Origin of the sequence: Rhodococcus sp. DMF-1, from assembly GCF_021441945.1 — a bacterium.
GTDB classification, from domain to species: domain Bacteria; phylum Actinomycetota; class Actinomycetes; order Mycobacteriales; family Mycobacteriaceae; genus Rhodococcus; species Rhodococcus ruber.
This window is the reverse complement of the sequence record NZ_CP090442.1, coordinates 2,881,775-2,901,266: the sequence shown is the minus strand read 5'-3', so window position 1 is coordinate 2,901,266 and position 19,492 is coordinate 2,881,775. Positions and strand designations below refer to the sequence as shown.

25 protein-coding genes are annotated in these 19,492 nt (G+C 70.8%); 14 read left to right on the top strand and 11 right to left on the bottom strand.

Going from position 1 to position 19,492, the window contains the following annotated elements; translation table 11 throughout:
• Positions 1 to 100: 100 nt before the first annotated feature.
• From LZP97_RS13150 to LZP97_RS13125, 6 genes are all read left to right on the top strand, one after another.
• A complete protein-coding gene (locus LZP97_RS13150) occupies positions 101 to 370 on the top strand; it encodes a DUF4229 domain-containing protein (protein WP_172603578.1) in 270 nt (89 codons plus the stop codon).
• Positions 371 to 1,462: a PLP-dependent cysteine synthase family protein gene (locus tag LZP97_RS13145; RefSeq protein WP_017680034.1), complete on the top strand. Its 1,092-nt coding sequence runs from the start codon at positions 371 to 373 to the stop codon at positions 1,460 to 1,462.
• Positions 1,463 to 1,527: 65 nt separating this feature from the next.
• Entirely contained in the window at positions 1,528 to 2,265 is a 738-nt protein-coding gene (locus LZP97_RS13140) for a lysophospholipid acyltransferase family protein (RefSeq protein ID WP_010592054.1), read from the top strand.
• A 67-nt stretch (positions 2,266 to 2,332) separates the two neighbouring features.
• Positions 2,333 to 2,548: a hypothetical protein gene (locus LZP97_RS13135; RefSeq protein ID WP_003937583.1), complete on the top strand. Its 216-nt coding sequence runs from the start codon at positions 2,333 to 2,335 to the stop codon at positions 2,546 to 2,548.
• A 6-nt stretch (positions 2,549 to 2,554) separates the two neighbouring features.
• Positions 2,555 to 3,109: a Clp protease N-terminal domain-containing protein gene (locus tag LZP97_RS13130; RefSeq protein WP_010592053.1), complete on the top strand. Its 555-nt coding sequence runs from the start codon at positions 2,555 to 2,557 to the stop codon at positions 3,107 to 3,109.
• 54 nt (positions 3,110 to 3,163) lie between these two features.
• The gene (locus LZP97_RS13125; RefSeq protein WP_010592052.1) at positions 3,164 to 3,547 is read left to right on the top strand and encodes a phage holin family protein; all 384 of its coding nucleotides are present in this window, start codon (positions 3,164 to 3,166) and stop codon (positions 3,545 to 3,547) included.
• Between the two features lie 19 nt (positions 3,548 to 3,566).
• Here LZP97_RS13125 and LZP97_RS13120 read toward each other — a convergent pair whose 3' ends face one another.
• The 6 genes from LZP97_RS13120 to LZP97_RS13095 all read right to left on the bottom strand — a co-directional run bounded on the left by LZP97_RS13120 (position 3,567) and on the right by LZP97_RS13095 (position 7,836).
• Positions 3,567 to 4,436 carry a 1,4-dihydroxy-2-naphthoate polyprenyltransferase gene (locus tag LZP97_RS13120; RefSeq protein WP_010592051.1) on the bottom strand — a complete coding sequence of 290 codons (870 nt, stop codon included), beginning with the start codon at positions 4,434 to 4,436 and terminating at the stop codon, positions 3,567 to 3,569.
• A gap of 98 nt (positions 4,437 to 4,534) precedes the next feature.
• The gene (gene menE / locus LZP97_RS13115; RefSeq protein WP_048774137.1) at positions 4,535 to 5,677 is read right to left on the bottom strand and encodes an o-succinylbenzoate--CoA ligase; all 1,143 of its coding nucleotides are present in this window, start codon (positions 5,675 to 5,677) and stop codon (positions 4,535 to 4,537) included.
• A complete protein-coding gene (locus LZP97_RS13110; RefSeq protein WP_010592049.1) occupies positions 5,674 to 5,973 on the bottom strand; it encodes a DUF3349 domain-containing protein in 300 nt (99 codons plus the stop codon). The genes menE and LZP97_RS13110 overlap by 4 nt, the downstream gene beginning before the upstream one ends.
• A 12-nt stretch (positions 5,974 to 5,985) precedes the next feature.
• The gene (locus LZP97_RS13105; RefSeq protein ID WP_010592048.1) at positions 5,986 to 6,324 is read right to left on the bottom strand and encodes a DUF3349 domain-containing protein; all 339 of its coding nucleotides are present in this window, start codon (positions 6,322 to 6,324) and stop codon (positions 5,986 to 5,988) included.
• A gap of 37 nt (positions 6,325 to 6,361) precedes the next feature.
• Positions 6,362 to 6,625, bottom strand: a complete 264-nt coding sequence (locus LZP97_RS13100) for a hypothetical protein (RefSeq protein WP_017680030.1) — start codon at positions 6,623 to 6,625, stop codon at positions 6,362 to 6,364.
• Positions 6,622 to 7,836, bottom strand: a complete 1,215-nt coding sequence (locus LZP97_RS13095) for an inorganic phosphate transporter (protein WP_010592046.1) — start codon at positions 7,834 to 7,836, stop codon at positions 6,622 to 6,624. The genes LZP97_RS13100 and LZP97_RS13095 overlap by 4 nt, the downstream gene beginning before the upstream one ends.
• A gap of 275 nt (positions 7,837 to 8,111) precedes the next feature.
• Here LZP97_RS13095 and LZP97_RS13090 point away from each other — a divergent pair, with 275 nt between their 5' ends.
• The 5 genes from LZP97_RS13090 to LZP97_RS13070 all read left to right on the top strand — a co-directional run bounded on the left by LZP97_RS13090 (position 8,112) and on the right by LZP97_RS13070 (position 13,733).
• The gene (locus tag LZP97_RS13090) at positions 8,112 to 9,530 is read left to right on the top strand and encodes an ABC transporter substrate-binding protein (RefSeq protein WP_010592045.1); all 1,419 of its coding nucleotides are present in this window, start codon (positions 8,112 to 8,114) and stop codon (positions 9,528 to 9,530) included.
• An 85-nt stretch (positions 9,531 to 9,615) separates the two neighbouring features.
• A complete protein-coding gene (locus LZP97_RS13085) occupies positions 9,616 to 11,901 on the top strand; it encodes a branched-chain amino acid ABC transporter permease (protein ID WP_048774135.1) in 2,286 nt (761 codons plus the stop codon).
• Positions 11,894 to 12,631, top strand: coding sequence for an ABC transporter ATP-binding protein (locus LZP97_RS13080; protein ID WP_010592043.1), 738 nt, complete (start codon positions 11,894 to 11,896; stop codon positions 12,629 to 12,631). Before LZP97_RS13085 ends, LZP97_RS13080 begins: the two co-directional genes overlap by 8 nt.
• Positions 12,628 to 13,371 (top strand): ABC transporter ATP-binding protein, encoded by a 744-nt coding sequence (locus LZP97_RS13075; protein WP_010592042.1) that lies wholly within the window; start codon positions 12,628 to 12,630, stop codon positions 13,369 to 13,371. Before LZP97_RS13080 ends, LZP97_RS13075 begins: the two co-directional genes overlap by 4 nt.
• A 2-nt stretch (positions 13,372 to 13,373) precedes the next feature.
• Entirely contained in the window at positions 13,374 to 13,733 is a 360-nt protein-coding gene (locus tag LZP97_RS13070; protein WP_010592041.1) for a hypothetical protein, read from the top strand.
• A 51-nt stretch (positions 13,734 to 13,784) separates the two neighbouring features.
• Here the strand turns inward: LZP97_RS13070 and LZP97_RS13065 are convergent, their stop codons facing one another.
• The 3 genes from LZP97_RS13065 to LZP97_RS13055 form a co-directional block, all read right to left on the bottom strand.
• Positions 13,785 to 14,165 (bottom strand): VOC family protein, encoded by a 381-nt coding sequence (locus LZP97_RS13065; RefSeq protein ID WP_010592040.1) that lies wholly within the window; start codon positions 14,163 to 14,165, stop codon positions 13,785 to 13,787.
• 1 nt (position 14,166) lies between these two features.
• Positions 14,167 to 14,613, bottom strand: a complete 447-nt coding sequence (locus tag LZP97_RS13060) for a hypothetical protein (RefSeq protein ID WP_048774141.1) — start codon at positions 14,611 to 14,613, stop codon at positions 14,167 to 14,169.
• Positions 14,614 to 14,737: 124 nt separating this feature from the next.
• Positions 14,738 to 15,631, bottom strand: a complete 894-nt coding sequence (locus LZP97_RS13055) for a 1,4-dihydroxy-2-naphthoyl-CoA synthase (protein ID WP_003937599.1) — start codon at positions 15,629 to 15,631, stop codon at positions 14,738 to 14,740.
• Positions 15,632 to 15,798: 167 nt separating this feature from the next.
• Between LZP97_RS13055 and LZP97_RS13050 the strand changes: the two genes are divergently transcribed.
• The 3 genes from LZP97_RS13050 (at position 15,799) to LZP97_RS13040 (ending at position 17,928) form a co-directional block, all read left to right on the top strand.
• Complete coding sequence (locus LZP97_RS13050; RefSeq protein ID WP_010592038.1) at positions 15,799 to 16,437, top strand: PaaI family thioesterase; 639 nt, start codon at positions 15,799 to 15,801, stop codon at positions 16,435 to 16,437.
• Positions 16,434 to 17,417, top strand: coding sequence for an o-succinylbenzoate synthase (locus LZP97_RS13045; protein WP_040271952.1), 984 nt, complete (start codon positions 16,434 to 16,436; stop codon positions 17,415 to 17,417). The genes LZP97_RS13050 and LZP97_RS13045 overlap by 4 nt, the downstream gene beginning before the upstream one ends.
• A 70-nt stretch (positions 17,418 to 17,487) precedes the next feature.
• On the top strand, positions 17,488 to 17,928 hold the full coding sequence (locus LZP97_RS13040) for a DUF6918 family protein (protein ID WP_026137595.1): 441 nt from the start codon (positions 17,488 to 17,490) through the stop codon (positions 17,926 to 17,928).
• Positions 17,929 to 17,981: 53 nt separating this feature from the next.
• Here LZP97_RS13040 and LZP97_RS13035 read toward each other — a convergent pair whose 3' ends face one another.
• Entirely contained in the window at positions 17,982 to 18,821 is an 840-nt protein-coding gene (locus LZP97_RS13035; protein ID WP_010592035.1) for a siderophore-interacting protein, read from the bottom strand.
• 76 nt (positions 18,822 to 18,897) lie between these two features.
• Positions 18,898 to 19,485: a flavin reductase family protein gene (locus LZP97_RS13030; RefSeq protein WP_010592034.1), complete on the bottom strand. Its 588-nt coding sequence runs from the start codon at positions 19,483 to 19,485 to the stop codon at positions 18,898 to 18,900.
• Between the last annotated feature and the right edge of the window lie 7 nt (positions 19,486 to 19,492).

The window sequence follows — 19,492 nt, the reverse complement described above, 5'->3', positions numbered from 1 at the left end:
CGGCGGTTACCCTGGACGGGTGAGTGAAGCATCGCAGAACCGTCCTGACCAGCCCGGAAATCCCGGCCGGCCCGGCAACGCCGGCACCGACAGAGGCACCCTGGCCCGGGACGTCGCCCTCTACTCGCTGGCCCGGCTGGGCCTCGTCCTCGTGCTCGCCGTGGTGATCCTCTACCTTCCCCGCCTGTTCGGGGTGGAGATCCCGTTGCTGGTCGCCGCGCTCTTCGCGGTGCTGATCGCGCTGCCGCTCTCGCTCGTCGTGTTCGCGCCGCTGCGCCGCCGGGTGAACGCGGGCATCGCATCCGTCGACGCGCGCCGACGCGCCGACCGGGCCGACCTCCAGTCCCGGCTGCGTGGCGAGGATCGTTAGGTGAGCGAAGGCGTCGTCGACCGCAGTGCGTCGCGGGAGTGGGTGGATCGTGCCGTCCAGCTGATCGAGGCCGACTCCCAGCGCAGCGCCGACACGCATCTCCTGCGCTATCCGCTGCCTCCCGAGTGGGGCGTGCAGCTGTACCTCAAGGACGAGTCCACGCACATCACCGGCAGCTTGAAGCACCGGCTCGCGCGATCGCTGTTCCTCTACGCCATCTGCAACGGCTGGGTGCGTGCGGACACCCCGATCATCGAGGCGTCGTCCGGCTCGACCGCCGTCAGCGAGGCGTACTTCGCGAAGCTGCTCGGCCTCGACTTCGTCGCGGTCATGCCGCGGAGCACCAGTCCGGCCAAGGTTGCGCTCATCGAGGCGCAGGGTGGGCAGTGCCACTTCGTCGACCGGCCGCCGGAGATCTATGCCGAGGCGCGCCGGCTCGCCGCCGAGCTGGGCGGTCACTACATGGACCAGTTCACGCACGCGGAACGAGCCACCGACTGGCGCGGCAACAACAACATCGCCGAATCGATCTTCACCCAGCTGCAGCTCGAGGAACATCCGATCCCGGAGTGGATCGTCGTCGGCGCCGGCACCGGCGGCACCAGCGCCACCGTCGGCCGGTACATCCGGTACCGCCGGCACCGTACCCGGCTGGCCGTCGTCGATCCCGAGAACTCCGCGTTCTACGGCGGGTACGAGACGGGATCGGCGGACTACACGACGGGCATGCCGTCGCGGATCGAGGGCATCGGACGGCCCCGCGTGGAGCCGTCGTTCGTCGGGCAGGTGGTGGATCGGATGATCCGGGTGCCGGACGCCGCCTCGATCGCCGCGATGCGTCACGCGAGCGAAGCGCTGGGCCGCCGCGTCGGGGGCTCGACCGGGACCAATCTCTGGGGTGCGTTCGGCCTGATCGCGGCGATGATCGCCGACGGCCGGCACGGCAGCGTCGTCACCCTCCTGTGCGACGGCGGGGAACGCTACGCGGGTACCTATTTCGACGACGAGTGGGTGGCCGGGGAGGGTCTGGACCTCGCCGGCCCGACCGCGACGCTCGAGAAGTTCGCGGCCACCGGCAGATGGGCGGCCTGAGCCTCGCCGCCCCGGACCCTACGAGTCCGTAGCCTACGGGTGCGTAGGTTCGGTATCGTGAGGACATGGAGCGCCCCGCCGTGTCCCTGGACAACTACGAAGCCGTGTACGACTTCTACCTCGGGCACCGGCAGAGCCGGCCCGTCGCCCGGGCGGCCTACGCCCTGCTCGCCGCTCGGTATCGCCCCCGGGTGTGCTGCGCAGGGGACGTCCGCGATCGTCTCCGCGAACTCGTGCGGGGCGGGACGCCCCTGCTGATCGTCGCCAACCATCTCACCCACAGCGATCAGTACGTCCTCGCCGCGACGGCGTGGCGCTCGCCGCTGCGCCCGGTGATCGGCAGGACGCGGGTGCTGGCGAAGGACGAGCTGTTCGCCGACGAGTCACGACGCCGCAAGGTCGACATGATGGGTGGGATCCCGGTCTTCCGGGCCAAGAACCACGGCCTGCGGGCGGTCTCCGACGCCGGACGCCGGATGATGGACGTCTCCGCCGCCCGGCTGCATCGCGGCGACAGTGTCGCGATCTTCCCGGAGGGCACCTGCAACGAGGGCGACCCCACGCGGTTGCAGCCGCTCGGGACCGGCATCGGCCACATCGTCCGCCGGGCGCGCGACCTGGGGGCGCAGCCCGCCCTGGTGTGCGTCGGGATCGGATACGGGCCGGACAAGGACCCGTCGCGTCCGGCGAGTGTGTTCCTCACCGGCCCGGTCACCGACCTCGACGGCAGGGTCCGTGACGTCACGCGCCTGGTGCAGGACGAACTACAGCGTGCCGTGGACGCTGCCGTCGCGCGGTACTGATCGGGTGGCCGGACCCGTCCTGTCAACTTGTCTTGACGTTCGCCGGTTGTCAACGTAAATTGACGGCATGACCGAGGCCACCACGCTCGCCGCCGCCGCCGGAAGCCCCGATCCCGCGGAGGGGCTGCGGGCGGTGCGCGCCCTGCGACGGTTGCTCGAGCGGCTCGAGGCGATCCAGGTCGACAACGCCCGCCGGCAGGGCTGGTCGTGGCAGGCGATCGCCGATGCGCTCGAGGTGAGCAGGCAGGCCGTCCACCAGAAGTACAACCGGAAGCGTGGGTGATCCGCCGTGTTCGAACGATTCACCGCCGGCGCGCGAGCCGCCGTCGTCACCGCGCAGGAAGAGGCCCGGGAGCTGGACGCCCGACGGATCGAGCCGGCCCACCTGCTGCTCGGCGTCCTCGGCACCGCGGACACGACGCTCCGTGACCTGCTCGCCGACCTGGGTCTCACCGCCGGGACCGTGCGCAGCGAACTGGTCCGGGACGCCGGGATGCTCGGCGACGAGGACGCCGCCGCGCTCGGCGCCATCGGCATCGACCTCGATTCCGTCCGGGCGAGGCTCGAGGAGAGCTTCGGCGAGGGCGTCCTCGATCGGGGACCAGGCGGCGGCCGGCGGGGACCGTTCGCGCGGCATCTGCCGTTCCATCCTGCCGCGAAGAAGTCCCTGCAACTCGCCCTGCGGGAAGCTCTCGCGCGGCGGGACCGCGTCATCGGCTGCGAGCACCTGCTGCTCGGAATCCTGCGCTCCGACGACGATCGTGCCCGCACGCTGGTCGAGTCACACGTCCCCCGCAGGGTCCTGCGCGACCGTCTGCGTGACTACCGGGGCCGGGCGGCCTGACCGTCCGGGATTCGCGACGGCGTCCCCGGGGGCCGGATGTGGAACAGTGTCGGCATGATCAACTTCCTGGTCCGGCTGGTCCTCAACGCCGTCGCCATCTGGCTGGCGGCCCAGTGGGTCTCCGGCATCGACTTCACGGGATCCGGCACCGGCGCCACCGACGAGATCATCGCCCTGCTGGTGATCGCGCTCGTCTTCACCGTCGTCAACGCATTCGTCAAGCCGCTCGTGCAGTTGCTGTCGCTACCGCTGCTCATCCTGACGCTGGGTCTGTTCACCCTCGTCGTGAACGCGCTGATGCTCCTGCTCACCGCATGGCTGAGCGAGTTCACCGACTACGGTCTGACCGTCGAGGGCTTCTGGACCGCGTTCTGGGGCGCCCTGATCATCTCGATCGTCAACTGGGCGCTCGGCCTGCTGGTGCCCGACCGGAAGTGAGGTTTGCGGGCGCGACCGCTCAGGCGACGAACAGCGCCGCCGCGGTCGCGACGGCCCAGGCCAGCATCGCCACGCCCGAGTCCCGCAGCGCCGGGATCAGGTGCATACCGAGACCACCGGATCGCACCGGTGCGTGGGCACGCACCGCGAACGGCAGCGCGAGCAGGCCCGCCAGCGCCCACGGCGTGCGCGCCACCAGGGCCAGCGACGCCACGAACGGCACGGCCAGCAGGATCAGGTGCAGCGTCCGGGTCCGCGGGTCGCCCAACCGCACCGCGAGCGTGCGCTTGCCCGAGACGGTGTCGGTGGGGATGTCGCGCAGGTTGTTGGCCACCAGCACCGCGCTCGAGAACGAACCCACTGCCACCGCGCACGCCAGCCCGACCCAGTCGATCCGGCCGGCCTGCACGAACTGCGTGCCCGACACGGCGACCAGCCCGAAGAACACGAACACCGCGACCTCGCCGAACCCGCTGTAGCCGTAGGGACTGCGGCCGCCGGTGTAGTACCAGGCGCCGGCGATGCACACCGCACCGACCAGGAGCAGCCACCAGGCGCTCGTGAGCGCCAGCGCGATCCCGGCGATCGCGCCCACTCCGAAGCACGCGAACGCGGCCCGCTTGACCGCGGCCGGCGCCGCCGCGCCCGAACCCACCAGCCGCAGCGGACCGACGCGGTCGTCGTCGGTCCCGCGGATGCCGTCGGAGTAGTCGTTGGCGAAGTTGACCCCGACGATCAGCGCGAGCGCGACCACCAACGCCAGCAGCGCCTTCCACCACACCGCGCCGTCGAGCGCGGCTGCGGCGCCGGTACCGGCGACGACCGGGGCGATCGCGTTGGGAAGTGTGCGCGGACGGGCGCCTTCGAGCCATTGACCAGCGGTTGCCATGCGTCGATCCTGCCATCGAGCGAATAGGGCATCCCGCCGGGCCGAGGAGACGACCGAGGGAGATGACCGATCCGCCCGCTCGGCCGTGACGGGTCGACCTACGAGAACCGGGCGACCAGCGCCCGCCGGTCCACCTTGCCGGGGCCGCGCAACGGCAGGGCGGGGACGACGTACAGCGCCCGCGGGGCCGCGGTGACGTCCAGCGAGGCGCTCGTCCAGGCTCGCAGATCGTCGAGGGTGGGGGAGGCGCCGGCCTCCGGGACGACGACGACCGCCACCCGCTGGCCGAGCCGCGGATCGGGCAGGCCGATCACGGCGCACTCGCGGACCGCGGGGTGCTCGAGCAGGACGGCCTCGACGACCTGCGGCACGACGGTGAGGCCGCCCGTGGAGACGGCCTCGTCCAGGCGCCCCAGGATGCGCAGGATCCCGTCGGCGAGTTCGCCCGCGTCGTCCGTGCGGAACCAGCCGGGCTCCGCGAACGCCGGATGATCGGGCAGACCACGGTAGCCGCGGGCAAGGGTGACCCCGCCGAGCCACACCCGGGACTGCGCGTCGACCCGGACCGTGGTCCCGGCCAGCGGGACGCCGTCGTACACGCACCCGCCGCACGTCTCGCTCATCCCGTAGGTGCGGACCACGGTGATCCCGGCGTCCCGCGCCCGGCGCAGGGCCGGAGCGGGCGTGGCGGCACCGCCCAGCAGGATCGCATCCAGCTCGGCGAGAGCCGCGACGGCGGCCGGGTGATCGAGGGCCTTGATCAGCTGGGTGGGCACCAGCGACGTGTAGCGCCGTCCTGCGGGCATCGCGGCGATCGCCGCGGGCAACCGGACCGGATCGAAGCCGCCGGCGACGTCGATCACCACGGGCCTGGTTCCCGCCAGCAGGCCCCGCAGCAGCACCTGCATGCCGGCGATGTGGTGGGCGGGCAGCGCCAGCAGCCACGAGCCGGGCCCGCCGAGACGCTCGTGCGTGGCGTCCCCGCTGGCCCGCAGCGCTGCGGCGGTCAACTGGGCGCCCTTCGGGGTGCCCGTGGTGCCCGAGGTGGCGACGACGAGACCGATGCCGTCGTCGACGGGTTCGCCCGGGCGCAGGGCCCCGGTCAGTCGCCGGATCTCCCGGTCGTCGGCGGCCGGCACCGGGAGCAGGGCCGGTCCGTCGCCGTCGAGCATGCGCCGGAGTGCGGGCAGGACCGCCTGCACGGCGTCGCCGGAGGGGACTGGCAGCACCTCGAGGTTCATGTGGCGGGGCCGGTGAGGGGCCATCCTCCGGTCTCGAGGTGCCGGCGCACCCGATCGATGTCCTGTTCGAGCGGCATCTCGTTGGTGATCTTCGTGATCAGCACGGCGATGTCCGTCTTCGAGATGGGCAGGTCCCCGTCGTCGACGAGGGCGTGCGCGACCTGGTCGACCTCGTCCTCCGACAGCCGCCGGCTGAGCAGCGCGAACAGCGGCACGTAGTCCTGTTCCGGCACGCCCTCCGGATAACCGGCACGCAGCCATTCGATGATGGAGGTGAGGAACGGCGGAAGCGTCACGGGGGCACCTCCTCAGTCCGTCCCGTCGTCGCCGGTCACCACGGTCCCGTCCTCGGCGACCACCGGCCAGCCCCCCGCGGCGAGGTGCCCGGCGACTCGTTCGAGGTCCTCCTCCGACGGTTCCTCGTGGAGCACGCCGGCGATGATCTGCTTGAGCGTGTCGTAGTCGACGTGGCGCTCGGGATGCTCGTGGGCCGTGGCGATCGACATCTCGCACACTTCGGCGATCTCCTCGTCCGTCAGACGCCGGCGCAGCACGGCGAGCAGCGCGAAGTGATCCTTGGCCGGGATGCCTTCCGGGTAGCCGGCACGCAGCCAGTCGAGGACCGAACGGAGCGAGTACTTGGACAATGTCGTTCTTTCGTGGGACGGACGGCGGGGCGGTGGCTCAGAAGAGGTCGAGGCCGAAGGTGCTCGACAGGAAATCCGAGGCCAGCAACAGTATCCCCGCGACGATCGCGATCAGCACGACGGCGAAGCAGACGACGGCACCGGCGATGCCGAGCGGGTTCGGCCGGGCCTGCTCACCTGCGCGACCCGCCACGAGCGAGCGCATGCCGAGCGCGAAGACCGCCGGCAGGCCCGCCCCGAAGAAGAGGCCGACGAGGACGACCTGCCACAGCGAGCTCAGGGTGTTCGTCAACAGGGTCACGGGCGTCCCTCCGTGGGAGTGGTCGGTGCGGCCGGCACGTCCTCGGGCGCCGGGGCCGGGGCCGGGGTCTGCGCGGGAGCGAGCTTGCCGTCCCACTCCGCGGTGACGTTTGAGGCGTCGATCGGCTGCCGGCGCGAGCGCACGTACATCAGCAGCGACAGCGCGCACAGCACCGCGAACACCACCACCACACCCGGCAGGCCGCCGATCAGATGGGCCAGCCCCCAGCACAACGCGCCGACGAGAGCCGCCGACGGCAGGGTGATCAGCCAGGCGACGGCCATGCGGCCCGCGACGCCCCAGCGCACGTTCGCCGAGCGGGTGCCCAGACCGGACCCCAGGATCGACCCGGTCGCCACGTGGGTGGTCGACAGGGGCAGGCCGAAGTGGCTCGAGGTGAGGATGATCGCGGCCGACGACGACTCGGCCGCCATGCCCTGCGGGGGTGCGATCTCCACCAGCCCCTTGCCGAGCGTGCGGATGATGCGCCAGCCGCCGAGGTACGTGCCCAGGGCGATCGCGACGGCGCAGGAGAACTTCACCCAGAACGGCATCTCCGCGTCGGCGGTGATGCTGCCGTGCGCGACGAGCGCCAGGAAGATCACGCCCATCGTCTTCTGCGCATCGTTGGTGCCGTGCGCGAGCGAGACCAGCGAGGCCGAGCCGATCTGGCCGATGCGGAAGCCGTGACCGCGCGTCTCGTCGGGCACCGCGCGGGTGATGCGGTGCACGGACCAGGTGCCCACCGTGGCGACGAGGGCCGCGACCACCGGCGCCAGCAGCGCCGGAATGATCACCTTGCCGATCACTCCGTCCCACACCACGCCGCCGATTCCGAGCGACGCCAGGGCCGCGCCGATGAGGCCGCCGAACAGCGCGTGCGACGAGCTCGACGGCAGGCCGAACAGCCACGTCGCGAGGTTCCAGAGGATGCCGCCGACGAGACCGGCGAACACGATGAGCAGCAGGGCCTCGCCGCCGGTGCTGTCCAGGTTCACGACGCCCTTGGCGACCGTTGCGGCGACCTCGACCGACAGGAACGCGCCGACCAGGTTCAGCGAGGCGGAGAGGGCGACCGCGACCTTCGGTTTCAGGGCGCCGGTGGCGATCGATGTCGCCATCGCGTTCCCGGTGTCGTGGAAGCCGTTGGTGAAGTCGAATGCGAGGGCAGTGACTACCACCACCAGGAGGACGACAAGCTCTGCGGTCACATCTGCCGATTGTGAGGTAGCCGGTGGGTAAAAGTACAGCGACGGGTCGGTGAACACCGACACCTCGACGGTTCCGCCGGTGGCAGGGTGCCCGCGGCGGTTCCCCGCTGTGCGGAGATTCACTCACCGATCGGTGTGTGACCGACTTCACCGCAGGTCTCACTGACCGGGAATCCCACGTCGCGGCCTCCGCGGCCCTGGCTAGCTTTCGCCGCACCACCCCTCCCGCGCCGACCGCCGGACAGGGGTTGCTGTGACGAAGGAGACACCCGACCTTGAACAAGCACACACTCGCCAGGACCGTGCTGGCGCTCACGGCCTCTGTCGCGTTGCTCTCGGCCTGTGCCGGCGAACGCGGCGCCGACCCGTCGGGCGGGGCCGGCACCGGCGGCACCGGAGCCGCCGCGGCCGACACCCTCACGGTGGACAAGTTCGGCACCCTGGACTCGCCGTGCGGCGAAGGCGACGCCACGGGTGCCACCGACCAGGGCGTGACCGACACCGAGATCAGGATCGGCTACGGCGACGACCGCGGCTACGCCAAGAGCCCCGGCCTGAACAAGGAGATGTCCGACGCCGTCTCCGCGATGATCGACTGGTGCAACGCCCAGGGCGGCATCAACGGGCGCACCATCGTCGGCACCGACTACGACGCCGCGATGACCCAGGCCAACTCGGTCATGCAGGATGCGTGCCGCTCCGAGTTCATGATGGTCGGCCACGGCTTCGCGATGGACCAGACCGCCGAGCAGACCCGCGTGGCCTGCAACCTCGCGGCGGTGCCCGGGTTCACCGTGTCCCCGGAAGCGGCCAACGGCCCGATGACCTACCAGGGCGTGCCGTTCCCCGTGGACTACGCCAACGGCTCGGCCTGGTTCCAGCTGGCACAGCTGCGACCGGACCTGAAGGACAAGTTCGACCTCGTCGGCAGCACGATGCCGACGATCGTCACGTCCCTGACGAAGGTGCGCTCGATCGCCGAGGCCGCGGGGTTCGAGCTGAAGAACTGCGGCGTCACCATCAACTACGACGGCGAGGCCAGCTACGTCCCGTTCGCCGAGAAGTTCAAGGAGTGCGGCGTCGAAGGCCTGTGGACCTCCCGGTCGCCGGTGCCGAACGAACTGAACTTCTTCAAGGCACTCGGACAGGTCGGCATCGATCCCGTCCTGATGGGTGAGGCCACCTGGTACGGCGAGACCGTCAAGGAGGCCAACGCCGGGGGTCTGCTCGACAACCTGTACGCGGGCATGGGCTTCCAGATGCTCGAGAACGCCGACAAGGTGCCGGCCGTCCAGCAGTACGTCGACCTCGTCGAGGAGCAGGGCGGCAAGACCGCGTTGCTGGGCATGCAGGCCACCTCGTCGTTCCTGCTGTGGGCCACCGCGGCGAAGGAGTGCGGGTCGGACCTGACCCGGCAGTGCATGATCGACGAGCTCTCGCAGATCCACGAGTGGGACGGCGGCGGTCTGCACGCCGTCACCGATCCCGGCGCCAACATGCCCGCCAAGTGCGGCCTGATGGTCTCGCTGAAGGGCGACGCGTACACGCAGGCGTTCCCGCAGTCCTCCGGCGAGTTCGAATGCAACGACGAGTACCTCGTCGCCACCGCACCCGAGACGTGGGGCACCGAACTCGGTCCCGACCGGATCGCCACCAAGTTCATGAACCCGAACGTGCTCGCGCCGCAGGACTGACCGGCCTGCACCGACCGGCGGGGCGGTGCCCGCGCGGCACCGCCCCGCCTCCACACGACCGGTTCTCTACCGACAGGGCTTCACCATGAACACATTCGTGACGTTCACGATCCTGGGCCTCGTGCTCGGGTCCGTGTACGCGATCGCGGCCTCCGGGCTCGTTCTGACCTACAACACCTCCGGAATCTTCAACTTCGCGCACGGCGCCCAGGCGATGCTCGGCGCGTTCCTCTACTGGCAGCTCACGGCCGGCTGGGGGCTGCCCGTCCCGCTGGCCCTGCTGGTGGTGCTGTTCCTCGCGGGGCCGCTCATGGGCCTGGCGCTGTACGTGGTGATCATGCGGGGCCTGCGGGACACCGCCGAGGTCACCAAGATCGTCGTGACCGTCTCGATCATGCTGGGGATGCTGTTCCTGTCCCAGTGGTTCTGGCATCCCGAGAAGCCCCGCTCGCTGGGCATGTTCTTCGGCGACGACACGGGGATCCGGGTGCTCGGCGCGTTCGTCCGCGTCCACGAGATCCTGTGCGTGCTCGCGGCCGTGGGGATCGCGGTGGGATTGCGCATGCTCTTCCAGCGCACCCGGACCGGCGCCACGATGCGCGGCGTCGTCGACGATCCCGACCTGCTGCGCCTCAACGGGCACAACCCCGAACGGATCGCGGCGTTCTCCTGGGCGCTCGGCTCCACGCTCGCCGTCCTCGCCGGCGTGCTGATCACCCCGATCAGCGGCGGCAGCCTCGAGGCCAACATGCTCACCCTGCTCGTCATCGACGCGTTCGCGGCCGCCATGTTCGGCCGGCTCAGCTCGATCCCGCGCACCTTCGTCGGTGCCCTCGTCCTCGGCCTCGCCGGCGCCTACCTGATCGGCTACGCCCCCTCCTCGTGGGCGTGGACGTCGAATCTGCGTGTCTCGCTGCCCATGGTGGCGTTGTTCGTGGTGCTGATCGTGCTGCCCCAGGACCGGCTGCGCGGCGCGGCGATGCGCACCCGCGAGCGCTACCACGTGCCGAGCGTCCGCAAGGCCGTGGTGTGGGCGGTCGCTCTCGTGGCCATCGTCTACCTCATCCGCCTGCTCATGGTGGAATCCGCGATCACCACCTTCACCCTCGGCATGACCTTCGCGATCGTCGCGCTGTCGCTGACCCTGCTCACCGGGTACGCGGGGGAGATGAACCTCGCCCCGCTGTCGTTCGGGGCGATCGCCACGATCGTCGTGTTCCACTTCGGGATCACCGGCACCGGACTCGACCAGCGGCTGACCGTGTGGGGTGTGCTGCTCGCCGTGGTCGTCACCGCGCTCGTCGGCGGGGTCGTCGCGCTCCCGGCGCTACGCCTGCGCGGCCTGTACCTCGCGCTCGCCACCATGGCCTTCGGCGTGTTCGTCTCCAACATGGTGCTGCGCGACACCACCGAACACGAACTGTTCGGCGTCGAGTTCTCGATCTTCACGGGCGGTTCGCTCGTGATCCCGCCGCTGCGGATCGGCCCGCTCGACCTGCAGGACGAGACGACGTTCCTCATGACGGCGACGGTGCTGTTCGCGTTGCTCGGTGTCGGGGTCGTCGCCCTGCGCAACAGGGGCTACGGACGTCGCCTGGCGGCCATGAAGGACAGCCCCGCCGCATCGGCCATGCTCGGGCAGAACCTGATCACCCTCAAGCTGAGCGTGTTCATGCTCTCGGCCGCCATCGCCGGACTCGGCGGTGTGCTGATGTCGAGCGCCACCGGTGCCGTCGCGGGCGAGAACTTCAACATCATCGTGAGCCTGACCCTGCTCATGCTCACCGTCGTCGCGGGCATCGGGTACGTCAGCGGCGCGCTGTTCGGCGGTGTCATGGCCGGCGTGGGCTTCGCGGTCATCATGGTCTCGTTCAACAACCTCGCCAAGACGCAGCCCGAACTCGAGGGCCTGTACCTCCTGCTGGGCAACATCGCCGCCGTCAGCCCCGCGCTGATCGGTATCGGGGTGGGTCACAATCCGTCCGGCAGCGTGCACCAGATGGTCGAGGGCTACCGCCGTCTGCTCTCCGCCCGGCCGGTGCTGTACGGCGGCGGCGCGGCGATCGCGCTGCTCTACGTCCTGGCCCTGACGGGCGTCCTGGGCAACTGGTGGTTCGCGGCCCTGACCATCACGATCGTGTTCCTGCTGCCCGTCGTCGGCGAGTGGCTCATGCCCGGTGCGGTGCTCGGCGCCGACGAAATGGAACGGCGCCGCACCACCCCGCCAGAACTCGTCGGTCTCGACGAGCCGTACACGGCCGAGGGGCGCTACCGCCTCGACCGGGAACTGGGCCTGCCCGCGGCGCGGCCCACCCCGGCGGCGCCCGAATCGTCCGCGAGCGTCGCGAAGGAGCTGAGCGCGCATGTCTGACACCCTGCTCGAGACCCGGGGCATCACGGTCCGGTTCGGCGGGCACACCGCCGTCGACGACGTGAGCATCAGCGTCGCCGCGGGCACCGTGACGGGGCTGATCGGCCCCAACGGTGCCGGCAAGACCACCCTGTTCAACACCGTCACCGGACTGCAGAAGCCGACCGCCGGGCAGGTGTTGCTCGACGGCGTCGACCTCACCCGCGCCGCGCCCTACAAGCGCGCCCGGCGCGGACTGGCCCGCACCTTCCAGCGGCTCGAGCTGTTCCTGTCGCTGTCGGTGCGCGACAACCTCCGGGTCGCCGGCGACATGCACCGCACCGCGACCCGTGCGCGGCACGACATCGACGCCGAGACCGACCGGCTGCTCGACCTGACCGGACTCACGGACGTCGCGGACATGGACGTCTCCGACATTCCCACCGGCCGCGCCCGCGTCGTCGAGGTCGCGCGGGCGCTGATGACCCGGCCGCGGGTGCTGCTGCTCGACGAACCGGCGTCCGGACAGACGGAACAGGAGACCGACGACTTCGCGGACCTGCTGTGCCGGCTCGCGGACGACGGCCTCGGGATCTGCCTCGTCGAGCACGACCTGCCGCTGGTGATGCGGGTGTGCTCGCGCATCCACGTCCTCGACTACGGCGCGCTCATCGCCTCGGGCAGCCCCGAGCAGATCCGCAACGACCCCGCGGTGATCGCCGCGTACATCGGAACCGAGGAGGTGGCATGAACGCCCCCGTCACCGATCTCGTCGACGTCTCCGGCGACGAGCCGACCCCGTTGCTCGAACTCGTCGACGTGCGGGCGAGCTACGGACCCATCGAAGTGCTGCACGGGGTGAGCCTGACGCTGCAGCCGGGCTCGGTGGTCGCCCTGCTCGGGCCGAACGGCGGCGGCAAGACCACGACGCTTCGGGTGTGCTCGGGCGTACTGCCCGTCGAGCACGGCGAACTGCGCGTCGCCGGCCGCGTCGTCAACGGTGTCGACGCCGCCGCGCTCGCCCGGCTCGGCGTCTGCACCATCCCGGAGGGGCGGGGGATCTTCCCCAACCTCACCGTCCGGGAGAACCTGTGGGTCGCCACCGGCACCGGCGTGTCGCTCGAGGATCTCGAGACCGTCGCCTACGAGCGCTTCCCGATCCTCGGGAAGCGACGCGGCCAGCTCGCGGGGTCGATGTCGGGCGGCGAGCAGCAGATGCTCGCCCTGTCCCGCGCCCTGGGCACCGATCCCACCGTGCTGCTGCTCGACGAACTGTCCATGGGGCTCGCCCCCCGGATCGTCACCGAGATGTACGACATCGTCGGCCGGCTCGTCGAGGACGGGTTGTCGATCCTCGTCGCCGAGCAGTTCGCGCGGGCGGTGCTGCCCATCGCGACGTCGGCCGCGCTGATGTTGCAGGGCCGCGTCGTGCGGATCGGTGAGCCCGCCGACATCGAGAACGAACTTTCGACCAGTTATCTAGGAGGATGACCATGACCGCACTCACCGAGGAGCGGCGCGCCAAGTTCCGGAAGGACGCGGCGGAGCTGAAGCTCGATACCGGATCCGCGAAGGGGGACGGACCCGCACGAATCGGCGGGCTCGTGCTGATGATCGGCGGTGCCGTCGCCGCGTTCGTCGTCTACTTCGCCTCGCTCACCCAGGCGGACCTGCGCAACATCGCGTCGTACCAGATCCTCGCCACGGCGTTGCTCATCGTCGCGATCCTCGGCGCCGCGCTGTACGTCGCCGGCGCGATCGCCCGGGTGCTGAGGCTGTGGCTGCTGCGTCAGCTCTACGAGTCGCAGGCCCACACCGAGCAGATCGCGGCCGCCCTCGAGACCCGCCGCTGACGCGGCCGGTGTGTCCTTTGGGCTGCCAGGGCAGCCCAAAGGACACACCGCTCAGCGGGTGTCGCGGCGCAGGGGGTGATCGGCCGGGATCTGCACGAGCACGATCGGGATGCCGTCCGGATCCGCGATCCACAGTTCGTGCAGTCCCCACGGCTCCTGCCGGGCCTCCCGCACGATGGGGACGCCCTTCGTCACCAACTCGGCCTCCGCGTCGTAGACGTCGCGCACCTGCAGCCACAGTGCGCCCTCGAAGTGCTGCGGCCGGGCGCTGCCGCCGTGCGCGGCCACCTCGAGGAGCGACTGACCGGCGAAGAACACCGTTCCGCCGGGATACTCGCGGTAGATCGCCAGACCCAGGACTTCGCCGTAGAACCTCAGGGCGACGTCGTAGTCCGACGGCCGCAGGATCGTCCGGCCGGCGAGAATCTCCATCTCACCCGTCCTCGACCGGTCTGGCCTCGTGCCCGCGTCGCCCGTGGGTGCGGCGGTCCTCCTTCATCTCGGCCTCGAACAGATGCCGGCGGCCGGCGACCAGCTCGTCGCGCACCTGCCGGTCGAGCTCACGGAACTCCGTCCAGTAGCCGTCGTCGAAGTCCTCCACGATCTGGAAGGTCCACCGCCCCTCGATGACGTTGCGTCCGACCATCTCCGTCCGGACCCGGTCGGCGAGTTCGCGGTGACCGGCTTCGGCGAGCTTGTCGACGGCGTCGCCGAGCAGCAGGTCGGCGCGGCCCATCAGCTGGTGGAAGGCGTACAGGTTGCCGCGGGCCTGCTCGACCGTCTCGAGCGCCTCGGAGAGTTTGCCGGCGGCCGCGACCGTCTCGTCGGAGACGCCGGCGGGGCGGATGTGGTCGGGGAGTGGTTGCTCGCGATCCGTCATGGTCAGGAGTGTGCCCGATTCGGACCGTTTCAATCGGGACGTTCTCGCGACGAGCGGGAGGTTGGCGTGCACTGCACTCGGACGACGAGGCGACAACCTCCCGCTCCGCGCGGGCAACTTCCGCTCAGTAGTGCCAGGGGTAGGGCGACCAGTCGGGTTCGCGTTTCTGCAGGAACGCGTCGCGGCCCTCGACCGCCTCGTCGGTCATGTACGCCAGCCGAGTGGCCTCGCCCGCGAACAGCTGCTGGCCGACGAGCCCGTCGTCCTGCAGGTTGAACGCGTACTTGAGCATGCGCTGGGCCTGCGGGGACTTGCCGTTGATCTTCGCGGCCCATTCGAGCGCGACGTTCTCGAGCTCGGCGTGGTCGACGACGCGGTTGACCGCGCCCATGTGGTGCATCTCCTCCGCCGTGTAGGTCTCGCCGAGGAAGAAGATCTCGCGGGCGAACTTCTGCCCCACCATCTTCGCGAGGTACGCGCTGCCGTAGCCGCCGTCGAAGCTGCCCACGTCGGCGTCGGTCTGCTTGAACCGGGCGTGTTCCCGGGACGCGAGCGTCAGGTCGCACGTGACGTGCAGACTGTGCCCACCGCCGGCGGCCCAGCCGTTGACGAGGGCGATCACGACCTTCGGCATGAACCGGATCAGCCGCTGCACCTCGAGGATGTGCAGCCGGCCCGCCCGGGCCCTGTCCACGGTGTCGGCGGTCTCGCCGTTCGCGTACTGGTAGCCGCTGCGCCCACGGATCCGCTGGTCGCCGCCGGAGCAGAAGGCCCAGCCGCCGTCCTTCGGGCTGGGGCCGTTGCCGGTGAGGAGCACGGCGCCGACGTCGGACGTCATGCGGGCGTGGTCCAGCGCCCGGTACAACTCGTCGACGGTGTGCGGACGAAACGCGTTGCGCACCTCCGGCCGGTCGAACGCGACGCGGACGGTGCCCTGCGTGACGTGCCGGTGGTAGGTGATGTCGGTGAGGTTCTCGAACCCGGGTACGGGCCGCCACAGCTCGGAATGGAAAGTCACCCGTCGACCATAGAACTCCGATGCGCCACCGCGGCACCGACGTCCTGCCGGAACACCGTCCTGCCGGAACACCGTCCTGCCGGAACACCGTCCTGCCGGAACACCGTCCTGACCGGAACACCGTCCTGCCGGAGCACCGTCGTGCTGGAACGCGTTACCGTGCAGGCATGAGCGAGCAGACGGACAGCACGGTGGACGCCGAGTACGAACATCACGGCGGGTTCCCGGTGTACACGCCCGTGAAGGCCGGACCGAACTTCGGCCGCCTCGTCGAGGCCCTGCGGCGGCTGCAGGATCTCGCCGTCTCCACCCACCTCCCCGACGACGTCGTCGACCGCGCCATCGAGCAAGCCGAGGCGCTCGGGGACCTGCTCGAGCCGCACGTCGTGCCCGAAGGCCGGTCTCCGGCCGGCTTCAACGTCGACCTGCCCGGCCGCGGCAGCCTGCTGATGCTGCCGTGGATGCTCGAGAAGTTCGATGCCGAGTCGGTTCGCTCGCGGGGCACGTTCCGGGTCTATCACCGCGGCGGCAACAGCGCGGCGCACGGCGGAACCCTTCCACTGCTGTTCGACGACCTGTTCGGGATGGTCGTCCACGCGGCCGGTCATCCCATCGCCCGCACCGCCTACCTGCACGTGAACTACCGCAAGATCACTCCGCTCGAGACCGAACTCGTCGTCGAGGGCCGGGTCGACCGGGTCGACGGGCGCAAGTTGTTCTGCTCGGCCGAGCTGCGCGACGTCGACGGCACGCTGCTCGCCGACTGCGAGGCCCTGATGGTCCAGTTGCGGCCCGGCCAGCCGTGACCGCCGCGGCCCTGCCGCCCCTCGACGAGATCCTCGACGCTGCCGTCGTGGTGTCGCTGCCCATGCGGGTGCGGTTCCGCGGCATCACCGCACGTGAGCTCGTGCTCGTGCGAGGTCCCGCCGGCTGGGGAGAATTCGGGCCGTTCCCCGAGTACGCCGACGAGGAGGCCGCCCACTGGCTGCGTTCGGCCCTCGAATCCGCGTGGCTCGGGCCTCCGGCTTCGCGCCGGGACACCGTCCCCGTCAACGCCACCGTCCCGGCCGTCGGCCCCGGCGACGTACCGCAGATCCTGGCCCGGTTCCCCGGAGCCCGCACCGCGAAGGTCAAGGTCGCCGAACGTGGACAGGACCTCGCGCAGGACGTCGCACGGGTGCGGGCCGTGCGCGAGCTGGTGCCGAACGTCCGCGTCGACGCGAACGGCGGGTGGAGTGTGGACGAGGCCGTCGTGGCGCTCGGGGAACTCGTCGCCGACGGCCCGCTCGAGTACGCCGAGCAACCCTGCGCGACCGTGCCCGAACTGGTCGAGGTGCGTCGCCGCATGCCCGACGTGCCGATCGCGGCGGACGAGAGCATCCGGCGCGCCGAAGACCCCCTGAAGGTGGTCCGGGCCGGCGGCGCCGACGTGGCGGTGGTCAAGGTGGCCCCGCTCGGCGGGATGCGACGGCTGCTGGCACTGGCCGACGAGCTGGCCGGGCACGGCGTGCCGGTGGTGGTGTCGAGCGCACTCGACTCGGCCGTCGGAATGGGGGCCGGACTGGCCGCCGCGGCCGCGCTGCCCGCGCTGCCCTACGCGTGCGGACTGGGCACGGGCGGGTTCTTCACCGCCGACGTGGCAGCGCCACGGACGATGGCCGACGGGCAGCTCCCGGTGGGACAGGTGACGCCGGATCCGGCGCTCCTCGACACGGTGCGAGCCGACCCCGAACGGACGCGCTGGTGGTTCGACCGGGTGCGGCGGTGCCGCGCCGCGCTCGACTAGGTGCGGCTCGGGTCGTCGTATATCGTTCCGGGCGTTCGTACTCACGAGTCACATTACGGAGGCAGTGGAAGTGGTTGCAGCTCTGGATGATGCCCTGCTCGGCGCCGACAAGGTCCCGGCGGTCGTCGCCGACGTCGAGGCGCTGATCGACGCCGAGGTGGCGGACAAGAAGGGCGCGTCGGGTCTCGCGCTCAAGGCCGGTTACGCGGCGGTGACGAAGCTCGGCCCGTCGATCGTGCCCAGCGCCGTCGAGGGCCTGCTGCCGGAGTTCGTCGCCAAGATCCAGCCGTTCTGGCAGGACTACGCCGGCAACGGTGACTTCGCCGACTACCTCACCGCGCGCGGCGAGACCGTGGCGGACTCGCTGCTCGGGGTGACGGACGCGCGCATCGCGGCCTCGTCGCGCACGGCGATCAAGAAGGTCTACGACAAGCTGCGTCCGTCGGCGCAGAAGCACGTCGTCGAGGCCCTGCCCCGCGTGGGCGCGCTGGTGCAGAAGCACGCCGGCTGAGACGTCGACGGCGCCCTTCCGGTCCCCGCACACAGGGCCGGAAGGGCGCCGCCTCAGTACGCGGCGGCCCCGTACTTCCAGTACCCGCTGAACGTCACGGCCGACTTCTCGAGGCCCCGTTCCCGCACGAGGTGACGGCGCATCGCCGTCACCAACCCGGACTCTCCCACGACGAATCCGTAGCCCGGCCCGTCCGGCAGCTCCGCGGCGCGCACCGCGTCGAGCACCTGCGCTCCGGGCCGCACATCCGTCCGGGTCACCGGATGCACACGGGTCCGCGGTCCCGTCACCAGGTTCTGCGCCGCGACGTCCTCGAGGTGGGAAACCTCGACGAACACCTCCGTGACCGTCGCGTCGTTCCGCTCGGCCGACGAGGCGAGGATCCCGGCGATCGCCGGCAGCGCACTCTCGTCGCCCACGACGATCTGCCAAGTCGCCCCGGCCGGGCGGTGGAACATGATGCCCTCGTCGAGCAGCGCGAGCGCCGCACCCGGTTCCGCTGTCCGCGCCCACGCCGACGCCGGTCCGGTGTCGCCGTGGGTCGCGACGTCCACGACGAGTTCCGCTCCGGGCCCGTAGCGGCCGCAGCCCGCCTCCCGGTAGTCGCGCACCGTGTAGTTGCGCAGGATCGGACGTATCTGTTCCGGCATCGCCTGCATCTGCGGCCACCAGCTGTGGTCGGCGGCTCCCGGCAGGGTCGGCGCGTGCCGGCCGGGACCGGGCAGGAACATCCGGAACCACTGGTCGAACCCCATCGGCGCGAACCGGGCGAGTCCGTCGCCGCCGACGGTCACGCGCACGAAGCTCGCCCCGAGTGGTTCGGCCGCGAGGACGTGGGCGGTGACGATCTCGCGGGTGGCGGGCGGCGTCCGGGTCGTGGTGCGCGCAGCCATACATAACCTCCGTCCCGAGACGCCGGGCGTCGTCGGCGACACTCGGTCGACGATAAAATCAGCGGAGGCTAACCTATCATTCGGGTCGATCGAGGTGGCGCACCCGCGGTGTCAGACCCCACTCGTTCCGCCCCAGCCGGCTCGCCGGTGCCAGAGCCGCCACGTCCGGCAGCCCGTCCTCGGCCAGTACGTCGGCCCGGACCGACACGGCCACCACGTCGCCCATCACCACGAAGCAGTCCCCGACCTCGATCACCCGGTGCAGAGTGCACTCGATCGCCGCCGGCGATTCCGCGACCCGGGGTGGATGCACCCGCTCGCTGCGCTCGGGCCGCAGGCCCACGGTCGCGAACTCGTCCACGTCGTGCGCGAATCCCGCCGACGTCGCGTTCACCCGTTCCATCAGCGGCACGGTCGCGACGTTGATCACGAACTCGCCGGTCTCCTCGATGTTGCGGACGCTGTCCTTGCGCCCCACCGAGGTGAACTGCACCACCGGCGGGTCCACGGCGGCGACGGTGAAGAAGCTGTACGGCGCGACGTTGGGCACACCGTCTGCGGACACCGTCGACACCCACGCGATCGGCCGCGGCACGATCGTGGCGGTCATCAGTCGGTAGAAGCGGCCGGTGCCCAGCTCGCCGGGATCGAAGACGGTGCGCATCGGCCCA